The organism is Streptomyces sp. NPDC007088 (assembly GCF_042869355.1).
Taxonomy (GTDB): domain Bacteria; phylum Actinomycetota; class Actinomycetes; order Streptomycetales; family Streptomycetaceae; genus Streptomyces.
Window position 1 is genome coordinate 24,036 of sequence record NZ_JBIAFO010000020.1, and the last position, 13,215, is coordinate 37,250.

General features: G+C 67.8%; 11 protein-coding genes. All 11 read left to right on the plus strand.

Features of this window, described 5'->3' with window-relative positions; translation table 11 throughout:
* The first annotated feature begins 8 nt into the window (after positions 1–8).
* The 11 genes from sbnB (at position 9) to ACFYMP_RS26175 (ending at position 13,164) form a co-directional block, all read left to right on the plus strand.
* Positions 9–1,040 (plus strand): 2,3-diaminopropionate biosynthesis protein SbnB, encoded by a 1,032-nt coding sequence (gene sbnB, locus ACFYMP_RS26125; RefSeq protein WP_388862051.1) that lies wholly within the window; start codon positions 9–11, stop codon positions 1,038–1,040.
* A gap of 27 nt (positions 1,041–1,067) precedes the next feature.
* A complete protein-coding gene (sbnA, locus tag ACFYMP_RS26130; protein WP_388862053.1) occupies positions 1,068–2,078 on the plus strand; it encodes a 2,3-diaminopropionate biosynthesis protein SbnA in 1,011 nt (336 codons plus the stop codon).
* Positions 2,078–3,061 (plus strand): TauD/TfdA family dioxygenase, encoded by a 984-nt coding sequence (locus ACFYMP_RS26135; RefSeq protein ID WP_388862055.1) that lies wholly within the window; start codon positions 2,078–2,080, stop codon positions 3,059–3,061. Before sbnA ends, ACFYMP_RS26135 begins: the two co-directional genes overlap by 1 nt.
* A 47-nt stretch (positions 3,062–3,108) precedes the next feature.
* Complete coding sequence (locus ACFYMP_RS26140; protein WP_388862057.1) at positions 3,109–3,756, plus strand: response regulator; 648 nt, start codon at positions 3,109–3,111, stop codon at positions 3,754–3,756.
* A 74-nt stretch (positions 3,757–3,830) separates the two neighbouring features.
* Positions 3,831–4,634, plus strand: coding sequence for an ABC transporter ATP-binding protein (locus tag ACFYMP_RS26145; protein WP_388862059.1), 804 nt, complete (start codon positions 3,831–3,833; stop codon positions 4,632–4,634).
* Complete coding sequence (locus ACFYMP_RS26150; protein ID WP_388862061.1) at positions 4,628–5,965, plus strand: FtsX-like permease family protein; 1,338 nt, start codon at positions 4,628–4,630, stop codon at positions 5,963–5,965. The genes ACFYMP_RS26145 and ACFYMP_RS26150 overlap by 7 nt, the downstream gene beginning before the upstream one ends.
* A gap of 44 nt (positions 5,966–6,009) precedes the next feature.
* A complete protein-coding gene (locus ACFYMP_RS26155) occupies positions 6,010–7,179 on the plus strand; it encodes a sensor histidine kinase (protein WP_388862063.1) in 1,170 nt (389 codons plus the stop codon).
* 125 nt (positions 7,180–7,304) lie between these two features.
* Positions 7,305–8,300, plus strand: a complete 996-nt coding sequence (locus tag ACFYMP_RS26160; protein WP_388862065.1) for an alpha/beta hydrolase — start codon at positions 7,305–7,307, stop codon at positions 8,298–8,300.
* Positions 8,293–9,597 carry an acyltransferase gene (locus tag ACFYMP_RS26165; RefSeq protein ID WP_388862067.1) on the plus strand — a complete coding sequence of 435 codons (1,305 nt, stop codon included), beginning with the start codon at positions 8,293–8,295 and terminating at the stop codon, positions 9,595–9,597. Before ACFYMP_RS26160 ends, ACFYMP_RS26165 begins: the two co-directional genes overlap by 8 nt.
* Positions 9,598–9,687: 90 nt before the next feature.
* Positions 9,688–10,464: a class I SAM-dependent methyltransferase gene (locus ACFYMP_RS26170; RefSeq protein ID WP_388862069.1), complete on the plus strand. Its 777-nt coding sequence runs from the start codon at positions 9,688–9,690 to the stop codon at positions 10,462–10,464.
* Positions 10,465–11,175: 711 nt separating this feature from the next.
* The gene (locus ACFYMP_RS26175) at positions 11,176–13,164 is read left to right on the plus strand and encodes a BTAD domain-containing putative transcriptional regulator (RefSeq protein ID WP_388862071.1); all 1,989 of its coding nucleotides are present in this window, start codon (positions 11,176–11,178) and stop codon (positions 13,162–13,164) included.
* The last annotated feature ends 51 nt before the right edge of the window (positions 13,165–13,215 follow it).

Below are 13,215 nucleotides of genomic sequence, written 5' to 3' on the forward strand. Positions count from 1 at the left end.
GAGACCACATGACCCAGTACAGCCCAGATTTCGCAGTGATCTCCGGTCGCCAGGTGCAACGTGCGCTGAGCGGCCAGGAGAAGCTGGTCACAGAGATCATCGAAGCGGCCTACATCGCGCACGGCACCGGGAACACGGTCAACCCGCCGTCCTACTTCCTCCGGTTCCCCGACCGTCCCACGGCCCGGATCATCGCTCTTCCGGCCTCGCTGGGCGGCGACGACGCCGTGGACGGTCTCAAGTGGATCTCCAGTTTCCCGGAGAACGTGAGTGAGGGACTGCCGCGTGCCTCCGCGGTCCTGATCCTCAACGACCCGCGCACCGGCTATCCGTACGCCTGCCTGGAGAGCTCGATCATCAGCGCGAGCAGAACGGCCGCGTCGGCCGCGCTGGCCGCCGATCGACTGACCCGCGGGCGGGCCCTGCCCACCAGGGTGGGTTTCGTCGGTACCGGTCTGATCGCCCGCTACCTGCACACCTACCTGGCAGGCACCGGGTGGAGTTTCGACGAGGTCGGTGTGCACGACCTGCACGACGATCACGCTGCCGCGTTCACCGGCTACCTGCATCGCTCAGGCGAGAACGGCCGGGTGAACGTGTACGACTCCGTGGACGATCTGATCCGCGCCAGCGACCTGATCGTCTTCGCCACGGTCGCGGGTGCCCCGCACGTCACCGATCCGCGGCTGTTCGCCCATCACCCGCTCGTGCTCCATGTCTCGCTCCGTGATCTGGCACCGGAGATCATCCTCGACTCGGTCAACTACGTCGACGACATCGAGCACTGCCTGAAGGCGGACACCTCGCCGCACCTGGCCGAACAGCTCTCCGGCAACAGGGACTTCCTCGACGGGACCCTCTACGACGTCATGACGGGCCGTGTCACGGTGCCGACGGACCGCACGGTGGTGTTCTCGCCGTTCGGCCTGGGCGTGCTCGACCTGGCGGTCAGTGCCCACGTCTACGACCAGGTGTCGCGCAGTGGTGACCTCCATCTGGTCGAGGACTTTTTCCACGAGTTGAGCCGGTACGGCGGCTAGGGCGACTGCCCGGAACGGGAGAGAGCTGTGCCAATCATCTCAGAGCCGCAGGACTACCACGAGGACGACCTGTTCGTTGACCTCCATCGGACCTTCGGACGCAGGCTCTACCTGAAGTGCGAAGGGTTCAACTTCGCGGGTTCGATCAAACTCAAGGCCGCTCGGGCGATGGTCGAGGCGGCGGAGGACGGCGGGGTACTGCACCCCGGCTCGGTTCTGGTGGAGTCGTCGTCGGGCAACCTCGGCGTCGCGCTGAGTATTCTCGCCGCCAGCAAGGGGTACGGCTTCGTCTGCGTCACGGACAGCAGGGCCAACCTGGCCACGAAGCAACTCATCGAGGCCATGGGCGGCACGGTCCACACCGTGACGGAACCCGCGGCAGAAGGCGGCTTCCTCGGCGCGCGGCTGCGCCTGGTGAAGGAGCTGTGCGAATCGGACGACCGTCATGTCTGGCTCAACCAGTACGCGAACCCGAACAACGCGCTCGCCCACTACTGGGGGACGGCGCCGGCGATCGCCGAGCGCTTCCCCGACCTGGAAGTGGCCTTCATCGGCGCGGGCACCACGGGCACGCTCATGGGATGTGCCCGCTACTTCAAGGAGAATTGCCCTGACGTCAAGGTCGTCGCGATCGATGCCGTCGGCTCGGTGACGTTCGGCGGGCCGTCTCTGCCGCGGCAGATACCCGGTCTCGGTACGGGTGTCCGCCCGCCGCTGCTCGACCGGTCCTACGTGGACGACGTGGTCCACGTGAGCGAGGTGGAAACCATACGCGCCTGCCGCCGACTGGCCCGCCGCGGCTTCCTCTTCGGCGGATCGACGGGGACGGTGATTAGCGGCGCTCTGCGCTGGCTCGACGAGCACGCACCGGGCACAGACGTCACCGCCGTGGCCGTCGCACCTGACATGGGCGACAGATATCTGGACTCGATCTATCACAGGGGCTGGGTCGAGGAGATCTACGGCAGCGCGACGCTCGCCGGTGAGTTCGAGAAACTTGGGGAAGTTCCGCTGATGTCCACCACGGGTGTTGCCTGATGACAGAGCTGCTGGAAAACGGTGTCCGAGACAGTGCCGCCTTCACACTCGGCGGCGAGGCCGCCACCGTGGAGGCAGTCGCGCGGGGGATACTCCACGCCGCGAACGGCCGGATCGACTCATCAGAGTTCGTGGCTGCCGCCCGGGACGCCTGGGAGACGCTCCCTGTCCCGCTGCGCCAGGAGGTTCGGCGATTCCGCCGGCACTCCGGCCCCCGCGGACGCCTGCTGATTCGCGGGCTTCCGGTGGGCGAGGAAGCGCGGCACACCCCGTCGAGCGCCGACTCGGTCCAGAGGGAGGCTTCCGTCGCCGCCGCGCTCCTCCTCATGGTGGCTTGCGGACTCGGCGACCCGGCCGCGTACCTCCAGGAGAAGTCCGGAGCCCTGGTACAGGACGTCGTGCCCGTCCCGGGCCGTGAGGAGTTCCAGGGAAACGCCGGATCGGTCCTCCTGTCCTTTCACACCGAGAACGCGTTCCACGAACACCGGCCGGACTACGTCATGCTGCTGTGTCTGCGCGCCGACCACGAGGGAGTGGCGGGCACGCGTACTGCTTGCGTACGCGAAGTCCTCGACCTGCTCAGCCCGGCAGCCGCGCAGACGCTGCGCCTCCCCGAGTTCATCACCGAGGCACCACCGTCGTTCGGAGCCGGTTGTGAGGGCGCGGTCCACCACCCGGTGCTGGGTGGATCAGGGACCGACCCGGATCTGCGCGTCGACTTCGCCGCCACCCGGGCCACCACTGAGGCGGGAACCGCCGCCCTCGCGGAACTGGGCGCACTGTTCGAGCGGGTGTCGACCATGTCGGAACTGCTGCCTGGCGATCTGGTCATCGTCGACAACCATGTCACCGCTCACGGCCGTACCGCGTTCACCCCGCGCTACGACGGCCGGGACCGTTGGCTGCAACGCACCTTCGCGCTGACCGCCCTCCGGCGCTCGCGGGGGCAGCGTCCGGAGGACGGGTACGTGCTGATTCAATGAAATCGTGGGCGGCAGCGCCGGGTTGGCCGTAGACGAGGGAGCGCGCAGTGCGGGTAGTCATCGCCGAGGACTCGGTCATTCTTCGTGAGGGCATGGTGGAACTGCTGACCACCCGGGGCTGCGAAGTCCTCGCGACCGTCGACGACGCGGAAGGACTACTGACCGCGGTGGCCACGCACGCCCCGGACGTCGCCGTGGTCGACATCCGCATGCCGCCCACCCACACGGACGAGGGCATCCGCGCGGCCGTCCAACTCCGCAAGGACCACCCCGAGGTGGGGGTTCTCGTCTTCTCCCAGCACGCCGAGCCGTCCTGGGCCGCCCGGTTGCTCGCCGGCGAGGCGTCGGGTGTCGGCTACCTGCTCAAGGAGCGTGTCGCGGCCACCGCCGACTTCATCGAGGCGTTGCGCAGGGTCGCGGCCGGCGGTGTGGCTCTCGACCCGGAGATCGTCAGCCGTATGTTCAACACGGTCAGCCGCCCTCTCGACCGGCTGACCGAGCGCGAACGAGTGGCCTTGGACCTGATGGCCCAGGGCCACTCGAACCGTTCCATCGCGGAACTGCTCGTCATCTCCGAACGCGCGGTCGAGAAACACGCGGCATCCATCTTCGCGAAGTTCGATCTCCCTCCGACCGCTGCGGACAACCGCCGTGTCAAGGCGGTCGTGGCGTACTTGCAGGAGTCCAGGACCTGACCTCGGGCCAGTACCGCGGCCGCGGACGTCGGCGGGGGGCGGATATCCGAACCCCGTAGACGGGAGGTAACACGATGGCCCTCAGGATTCGTGTTGCCGAGAATGAAGGCATGTCACTGAGCACTGGAGCCCAAGCCCGGCCCACCGCGGAGCGCGGTCTGGGAATTCACGTGGAGGACCTGCACCGCTCGTACGGTCGTGGCCGTGCCGCGGTGCACGCTCTGCGTGGGGTGGACATCGGCTTCGCCCCGGGCACCTTCACCGCGGTGATGGGCCCGTCGGGATCGGGAAAGTCGACTCTGCTGCAGTGCGTGGCGGGAATGGACCGGCAGACCTCCGGAACAGTCCGCTGGGGCACCACTGACATCAATGAACTGCCCGAACGTCGCCTGGCGCAGCTGCGGCGCGCAGAGGCGGCCTTCATCTTCCAGGCGTACAACCTGATGCCGGCCATGACGGTTGAACAGAACGTCGCCCTGACCGCCCGTCTGGCGGGCGACCGCGTGGACTGGGACGCGGTCACCGACTGTCTTGACCGGGTGGGCCTTGCCGACCGGAGGAAGGAACGCCCCGGCCGTCTCTCTGGTGGCCAGCAGCAACGCGTAGCCGTGGCACGTGCGTTGTTCGCCCGGCCGCGCGTTCTGTTCGCCGACGAACCGACCGGCGCGCTCGACCGTGCGAACGGGCGCGAGGTGCTGTGGCTCCTGCGTGAGGGGGTCGAGAACGAAGGCCGCACCTGCGTCATGGTCACACACGATCCGGTCGCGGCGAGTTTCGCGGACCGCGTGGTCGTCCTCGCCGACGGAGTCGTGGTCGATCAGCTGGTACGCCCGTCCGCCGCGCAGATCTCCGAGAAGCTGAGTGAGCTCGCATGCTGAGGCTCGCCTTTGGGCTGCTGCGGGCCAGGCCCTCCTTGTTCACCGGGCCCGCCACGGCGCTCCTGATGGCCGTCGCCGTGATCACCATGTTCGGATCCCTCATCGCAACGGCGATCGGTGGCCGCGGAGGCTCGCGGCTCGGGATGATCGGCGGGGCGTTCGGCGAGATCGCGATGCTGATGGCGCTGTTCACGGTCACCAACACGCTCTCCTTCTCCGTGCGTGGGCAGAGCCGGGAGATGGCTCTGCTGAGGACGAGTGGGGCGACGCCCGCACAGATCAGGCGCCTGATCAGGTGCCAGGTCCTCTGGCTGACCCTCTTCGTCTCACCACTGGCCTGGTTGCTCGGGTCGTGGGGGGCCACTTGGTTCCTGAAGGAGCTTGCCGCCCGGGACATCGTCCCGGCGGACGCGACACTGATGTGGTCCCCCTGGCCCCTGTTGACCGGTACGGCGGTGACACTGCTGGTCGGAGTCGGCGCGGCGAAGATCGCCGCACGCCGGTCTGTCCGCGGCCGGCCGGCCACCGTGCTCGCGCAGGCGGCCGAGCAGACGAAGACGGGCTGGCTCCGAGGCATTGCCGGTCTGCTCGTGATCGCGGGTTCCGTACCCCTTGTCGTGTTCACCTCCGAGCAGTCGGCCGACAAGTCCGCCCAGGTGGCTCTGCTCGGATCGCTGCTCTTCCTTGTCGCCGTCGGACTACTCGGTCCCTTGCTGGCACGACTGTCCATCGTGCTGCTCGGTGTGCCCTTCCGGTTGATGGGCCGCAGCCACGGAGGGGACGCCGGGGGTGCTCTCGCCGCCGACAACCTGCGCGGGCATGCCCACCGCCTGTCCTCCGCCGTCGTGCCCATCGCACTGCTGGTCGGCCTCTCGACCACGTTCGCCTCGGTCAGCGGCACCCTTCAAGAAGTCGCTCCGCCCGGCACCTATGCCGAGAGCGACATCTGGCTCCGCGGGGTGGAACTCGCCATGCTGGCCGGCTTCGGAGCCGTGGCCACGGTGAACACCCTCGCCTCACTGACGACGGCGCGGCGGCGTGAGTACGCGCTGCTCGCCCTGACCGGTGCGACCCGGCGGCAGTTGCTGCGCATGCTGGGCACGGAGGCGATACTGACCGCCCTGGCCGGAACGGTGCTCGGAATCCTGACCGCCGCGCCCATGAGCATGGCGTTCGCGAGTGCGGCGAGAGGTGAGTTGCTTCCCGTGATCGCGTTCCACACGTATGCACCTGTGGTGCTGGGACCCGTGGCGCTGACCGTGCTGACGATCCTGCTCACCGGTGTGCGGGCCACCTCGGAGCCGGCGGTCACCGCCGTGGCCGCGCGGTGACCGCGCCCCGCCTCGCGGACGAGGACCGCCACGGACAACGGAAGGTGAGGCCGGGAGCGATCCTCTTCGCCGTCACCGGAGTACCGCTCTCCCTCCTCGGCATGGCCTACTGTCTTGTGGTCCTCTACGTCGGCGGACTGCTCTCACTGACCGTGATCGGGCTGCCGGTACTCGCGACCGGTCTGTGGGGGGCGCGCCACCTCGGCCGCGCTCACGCCCGGCTGATGAGAACCCTGATAGGCGAGGACATCGATCCCCCCGCGCCCCTGGCGGTGGCACCCGGCGCGGTGCGCTGGGTCCGGAGCCGTCTGGCCGATGTGACTGCCTGGCGCAGCATGCTCTACCTGATGCTGCGGCTCCCCCTCGACCTGATCGGCTTCGTGGTGACGGCCGCCCTGCCTGCCTTCGCTGTGTGGTCGATCGTCTGGGCGGTGATCGGAGGCCCGGAGCTCTGGCTGGCGGTGACGTTGGTCCTGGGCGGGTTGATCGTCCTGGCCCTCGCCCCGGTGGCGGCCGGCACGATGATGAGGCTGCACCGGCAGCTGGGCCGGGCGCTGCTTGGCCCCAGCGCCTCCCAACTGCGTGTGCGGACCCTGGAACGGGCGCGCACCGTTGCCTTCACCGAGGGCACCCGTGACCTGAGGCAGGTCGAACGAGATCTGCACGACGGCACGCAGGCACAGTTGGTCGCGATCGCCATGACGCTGTCGTTGGCCACCGACACCCTGGACAGCGAGTCGGCCACCGGACGCACCGGTACCCTCATCGCGCGGGCCCGCACGCAGACCGACACGGCTATCGCGGAACTGAGACGTCTCATCGACGGGATAAGCCCCGCCGCGCTCGACCGGGGACTCGTCCACGCCCTGCCCCAGCTGACGGGACAGGCCGCAGTACCAGTGGCTCTCACCGTGGAGACGTCGCAGCGACCGGATCCGGTGATCGAGCGGGTGGCGTACTTCTGTGTCGCCGAACTGCTCACCAACATCTCCAAACACAGCGGGGCGACGAAGGCATCGGTGGACGCGTGCGTCGTCGGGAAAGTGCTGCGGATCCAGGTCAAGGACGACGGCAGCGGCGGAGCCCGGATCGGTGCGGGCAGTGGCCTGTCGGGTCTCAGAGAACGGCTGACCGCGGTCGACGGCACCCTCAGCGTCCACAGCCCGCCAACGGGTACGACCACCGTCGTGCTTGAGATGCCCGTCCGGATCTGAACTTCCGCTCACAACGGGCCGCTCACCTCTCCCGCGGGCCCGCCCCGCCCCACCACCTCGTCGTTCCCGACGCCCACGGTCCGACGTCTCGCGCCGACCCATGCCCGGAGGAAGGAGAGCTGTCCATGCGCGCTGCGCGGATCAGACTCGGAGTGCTGATAGCCACCGTGGCCGGATGCATCATCGCGTCCGTCACGGCCGCCGCCGCGAACACTGTGACCGGCCTGCCGGCCGTGCCCCGGAACGTGGCCCTCACAGCGGAGGACCTGCCCGAACTCTACGGTGAGAACCGAAGCTACCTCACCCGCGTAGCCGAAGCGGCAGGCCGGATGGGGGACGGTGAGCGCGCCCGGGTACTGGCCGCTCTCGCCTCTCCCGACCGCGACTTCCTGGAGGTCTCGGCCGACGGCGACGGCCGGGCGGTGGAGGTGCTCGGAGACCTGGCGAAGGCCCAGCGGATCGCCCTCCTGGTTCCGGGCTCGGACACCACGGTCGACACCTTCGACCACCTCGGCTCCCGGCACGGCTCGGTAGCCGGCGGAAGCCGGGCGCTGTACGCGCAGATGCGAGCCGCCGCCCCGGCAACGCGGGTCGCCGTCATCGGGTGGTACGGCTATCGGGCGCCGCGAACCAAGAGCCGCGACACCCTGACTCAGGACAGGGCGGAGGAGGGCGGGCGACTGCTCCGCCGCCAGATCCACCGGCTGCGGCGAATCAACCCCCGTGCCTCCGTGGCTCTGCTGTGCCATTCGTACGGGTCGGTGGTGTGCGGGGACGCGGTGCGCGGAATGGATCGGTCCGCCCAGTCCACGCTGACGGGCCTGGCAGTCTTCGGTAGTCCGGGGATGGGCGTCGACTCGGCCGCTGACCTGGGCGCGAGCTTCCCGGTCTGGGTGGGCCAGGGCAGCAGGGACTGGATCTCGAACGTGCCGCACGCTCAGTACGGCTTCCTCGGCGAGAGAGTGGGGTTCGGTCCGGATCCGGCGTCCGTGGGGTTCGGCGCTCGACCGCTCCCCGCCGGTGACAGCCGCCACGGCGACTACCTGCGTCCTGGCGGCCTCGCGCTCCGGAACATCGCGCTGATCGGCTTGGACCGAGGCCGGCAGGTGTCCCATGGCTGATGTACGGGTCAGTACGGAGACCGAGCCTCTCCCTCCCCTGGGCCGGGACGAGCCGGTACCGGAACAGCCCGTCCGGCTGACGCCGGTGGAGCGGCTGCACCGAGCGGTGCTGCGTATCGACGTGGCGACCCCGCCCTCCCGGGACCGTGCGGTCGATGTCCTGCGCGCCTATTCCATCTTCGGCGTGGTGCTCGGCCATTGGCTCGTGAGTGCGGTGGTGCTCCGGGCTGGTGGCCATCTGGGAGGCGACAGCCCACTGCACCACATGCCGGCGCTCACTCCGGTGACGTGGTTGTTGCAGCCGCTCTCTCTGTTCTTCTTCGTCGGCGGCAGAGTCGGATCCCAGAGTTACACCTCCGCGGCAGCGGCCGGAGCCCACTACCGAATCTGGTTGGCCCAGCGGTTACGTCAGCTGGTGCGTCCCACCTTGGCCCTGCTGAGCGTGTGGGTGTTGGTGCTGATCGGGCTGGGCGTGGAAGGTGTTGCCTTCGAGACGATCCGCACCTTGCTGCGGCTTGCGGTGTCCCCGCTCTGGTTTCTCTGCGTCTACGCGGTGGTCACAGCGGCCACTCCGATGATCAGGCGGTGTGGAGCGGGCCGGCTGGTGGTGGTGGCCTTCGCCCTGGTCGTGTCCACGGATCTGGTCCGCGTGTCAGCCGGCGACCTGGAGTGGGTCGGTACGCTCCGATGGCTGAACGTCTTCACCGGCTGGCTGGTGCCCTACGCCCTCGGAGTGTTCTGGGCAACCGGTGGCCTCGCCCGTCGCGCACACGCAGTCGGCCTGCTCGTCGGTGGTGTGGCTGGTCTGGCCAGCTTAGTGCTCTGGTGTGATTATCCGGCGAGCATGGTCGGCGTCCCCGGGGCCGCCCTTTCCAACCTCAACCCGCCGAGTCTCGCGGCTGTCTGCTTCGGCCTGGCCCAGTGCGGTCTCGGCCTGCTGTTGTGCGGCTCGCTCCGCCGGCTCACCGGACAACCGAAAGAGCCGGTCACCTCACCCCCGGCCGGCACATCCGATGCTGAAGGGGCACGTGCCACCGCGGGGCAGTTCTGCTGGGCGGCCGTGGCGTTGTCGAACCTCTCGGCCATGACGATCTTCCTCTGGCATCAGACGTCCATGCTCGCCACCACCGTGATCTCGCTCGGGTTCGGGCGGCGCTGGCCTGGACTCCACACGGCCCCGGAAGACCCGCACTGGGTGGCTTTCCGACTCGGCTGGATCCCTGCCTTCGCATGCGTACTCGCTCTCTTCTGGCTGGCTTTCAAAGGCGTGGAAGAATCCGCCCGGCGGCTCCGATAATCGGCCAATAATCGAATAATGCCGTACTGGCCTATGGTTTTCGGTATTTCTGAAATGTATTTTGACTCAACATGCAGCAGGAGGAATTTGATGGCCATCTCGGACAACATTCGGGGCTCGGTGGAAAGCGGTACTGAGGTGACTCCCGCGCGTGGTGCGGTGCACTCTCTTCAAGACCTCACCGTGGAAGCGGTGTCGGAACTCTATGTGAAGTACCAGGAGGATCTGCGTGCCGTAAGGGACCGGCAGCGGGAATTCCTTCGGCGGCGGGGCAAGTCCATGAAGGCGCAACTCGACGACTTCGAGGCGGAGATCACTTACTTGCTGCTGCGCGAGTACCGGCCCGAGACGGTGGTCGAGATCGGCACGTTCTACGGTTGGTCCACCATGTGGATTCTCAGTGCGCTGCGAGACAACGGTGGGGGTCGCCTGTATTCGTTCGACATCGTCGACAACGTGGTGAGCAACGTCCCGGCTGACCTGTCTGCCAACCGCTGGACATTCACCAAGGGGGACGTTCGGGAGACGCTCGGAGATACTGTCCGCAACGCGGACTACCTCTTCATCGACGCCGACCACGGTGCTCGATTTGGTCGCTGGTACGTGGACAACCTATTCCCGGTGGTTCGCCCCGGAACCCCGGTCAGTGTGCACGACGTATTCCATGGCCGCCGGCCAAAGCCAATCAGTGAGGGTTCGGTTCTCGTGAAGTGGCTTGCCAGGCGAGGCATCGGCTTCTTCACCCCCTCGGCCGCGAAGGCTCCCGAAGTCATCGAGCATCTCGGCACGACGAAAAAAAAGCTGCATCTTGACGCTCCCGTTCGCGAGAGTCGCCACAACCCTATGGTCTTCTTCACTCTTGCATAACGCTGAGAAGCCTGCCGGAGAGGGTCAGGGGATATCGTGCCTGATTTCCCCTTGGTCGGGTTTCGGGTAGAGCGCAGAAGGCGGCCGGCGGGGTGAAAGGTCTTGTCCGGGCAGGGCTTGTGTGATCAAGTTTCGTGGTGGGGGCACGCGCAGGCGAGTGTCCCCATAACCGGAACCGTCTATTCTGTTTCCGGTACGCGGAGTGGGTGGCAGTCGCAACGGTCATCGCGGTGAGCGGTTCTGAAAGTAAACGCACAGTACCGGGGGAGCCGTGCACCGCAGAGGGGTGCAATGGAGCGGAGGGGGCGGGATATCGCGGTCAGGGCGGTTCAGCAGCTCTTTTTGCGGTCGGGTTGACCGGTGGAGACAAATTATGGAGACTGGGAATAGCCTCCACGTCGGAAGCCGTTTCTCTAGACGGCAAGAGCCCAGGGTGGCTCATGCGGGGTGTGCGAACCCAATAGGCGCGCTTAGCGGCCTCACCGCCTCGTCCTTCACGTGCAATAGGTGAAGCGTTAGGGTTTCGTCTGGCGGAAACTGCACGAGGTACGGGGCTGACGCGACCGGAGGGGGCTGCGGTATGGCTGCCGAACGGGCCGGACAGCCCCTTTGGTCTGTGAAGGTATGTGACCTGACCGAGCCTGAACAGGATGGGCCCGAGATTCTGGCGCACAGTAATTAACGGTGACTTAAGTAACGGGGACTTAAGGAATGCATCATGCGGCTGCAGCTTCATTGGCGACACTGTCCGAAGCGGAGGGAACGCCCGCGGGTGACCGGGCACGACAGGGAAGCGCCGGGCGAGCCGCGCCGAATATCTCATTTCAGGTCCTCGGCCCGCTGGAGGCGTGGGTGGGGGCGCGCAAGGTGGAGATCGGTGGGCCCCGACAGAGAGTCGTGCTGGCGATGTTGCTCCTTGCGCCGGACCGGGTCGTGTCGATCGACCAGCTGGTCGAAGCCGTCTGGAACGGGCGGCCGCCGACCACGTGCCGTACCCAGATCGCCATTTGCGTCGCCAGCCTGCGCAAGGCGTTCCGGACCGCTGGGTACGCCGGCGAACTGATCGCCACCTCCGCGCCCGGATACCTGTTGCACTCGGCCGGACACCACATCGACTCGATGGAGTTCGCGGCCGGGGTGGACTCCGCGCAGACCCTCGCACGCCAAGGAGACGTCAGCGCCGCCGCCGATCGGCTCGGACAGGCGCTCGGGCTGTGGCGAGGCCCGGTGCTGACCGACATGTCCAGCCCCGTCCTGGAGACGGAGGCGGAGCTCCTGGATCACCGGAGGCTCACCGCATACGAACAGTACGCGACCCTGCAACTGCAGCTCGGCCGGCACCGGGAGGTCATCTCCGAGCTGACGGCCCTCGTGCACGACCGGCCGTTGTGGGAGCAGGCGCGAGCCGCGCTCATGCTGGCCCACTACCGCCTGGGCCACCGGTCCGAGGCTCTCGCCCTCTTCCGTCAGGCGCAGCGGGTCTTCCGTGAGGAGATCGGCCTCGAACCCGGCCGGGTCCTTCAGGACCTGCACACGGCCATCCTGCGGGAAGCCTCCGACCTGATGCCGCCCACGGATGTGGTGGGCCCGCTGAACACTGGCGTCGATTCGCCTCAACTTCCCTTGGGTGCGGTGCAGTTCATCGGACGAGAGAGGGAGATCCAGTCTCTCGACGCGCTGCTTCGCCGGGCCCGCGAAGGCATATCGTCCGTGGGCCTGGTGGTGGGCCGCCCCGGAATCGGCAAGACCGCACTGGTACTGCACTGGGCGCGCAGAGCGACCCACGCGTTCCCCGATGGCCGGCTCTATGTCGACTTCGAACGGACCGGCACCGCCGACGCCCCTGCCGCACTTCTGCGAGCCCTCGGCATGTCGGATCACGAGATACCCCGCGACTACCAGGACCGGCTGAGGGAGTTCCATCGGCAGGTCGGGCAACTGCGGCTCCTGGTGATCCTTGACGGGGTCCCCGACGACAGCGTCGCCCACGATCTCGTTCCCAAGGCGGGGCGGTGCTGCGTCCTGCTGACGAGCCGACGCGTACTCGCGACCTCGGCACAGGTGCGGCTGAGGGTCCCGGAACTGACCCCGGCGGACGCCGTGACGTTGCTCGGCTCTCTCGTGGCGGACGGACGAGTCGAGGAAGACAGGGCCGCCGCGCACAGCCTCGCCTCGTTGTGCGACTACCTGCCGCTCGCCCTGTCCGCGGCTGCCGCGCGCCTCGTCGCCAAGCCTCACTGGCGTTTTCCCCATCTGCTGACCCGGCTCTGCGATCGCCGGCACCGGTTGGACGAGCTCAGTACGGGCGCCCCCGTTCTCCGGCAGGTCCTGGACAGCGTGTATCGGACGCTGTCGCCCGCGGCTGCGGGCTTGTACGCCAGGCTCGGTCTCGTCAACGGCGAGTGCATCGCGGTCTGGGAGGCCGAGGCCCTCCTCGAAGTCAGCGCGATGGTCGCACAGCGACTGCTCGAGGAACTGGTCGACGCCACGTTGCTCGAAGTGGCCGACACCGGCCCGGACGGCTGGTTCCGGTATCGCCTGCCCACGCTGCACGCCCTGCACGCGGAGCGGACCGCCCATATGGAGGTGGCCGCCCCCATTCGCAAGGCGGCGTGCGACCGAGTTCTGGCGGCCTCCCTTTTCCACGTGAAGTACCCGGCTGATAGCAGCGCGATACCGGCCCTCCATAGGGTCGACTGACCGCCTCTCGTCGAGCCCGCGAGGCTGGTATCCGCGGTGGTCTGCGGTGTC

Excerpts from the sequence above, each read along its gene's own strand:
- sbnB (WP_388862051.1), top strand. The coding sequence starts at position 9 with ATGACCCAGTACAGCCCAGATTTCGCAGTGATCTCCGGTCGCCAGGTG.
- ACFYMP_RS26135 (WP_388862055.1), top strand. The coding sequence starts at position 2,078 with ATGACAGAGCTGCTGGAAAACGGTGTCCGAGACAGTGCCGCCTTCACA.
- ACFYMP_RS26145 (WP_388862059.1), top strand. The coding sequence starts at position 3,831 with ATGGCCCTCAGGATTCGTGTTGCCGAGAATGAAGGCATGTCACTGAGC.
- ACFYMP_RS26150 (WP_388862061.1), top strand. The coding sequence starts at position 4,628 with ATGCTGAGGCTCGCCTTTGGGCTGCTGCGGGCCAGGCCCTCCTTGTTC.
- ACFYMP_RS26160 (WP_388862065.1), top strand. The coding sequence starts at position 7,305 with ATGCGCGCTGCGCGGATCAGACTCGGAGTGCTGATAGCCACCGTGGCC.
- ACFYMP_RS26165 (WP_388862067.1), top strand. The coding sequence starts at position 8,293 with ATGGCTGATGTACGGGTCAGTACGGAGACCGAGCCTCTCCCTCCCCTG.
- ACFYMP_RS26170 (WP_388862069.1), top strand. The coding sequence starts at position 9,688 with ATGGCCATCTCGGACAACATTCGGGGCTCGGTGGAAAGCGGTACTGAG.
- ACFYMP_RS26175 (WP_388862071.1), top strand. The coding sequence starts at position 11,176 with ATGCATCATGCGGCTGCAGCTTCATTGGCGACACTGTCCGAAGCGGAG.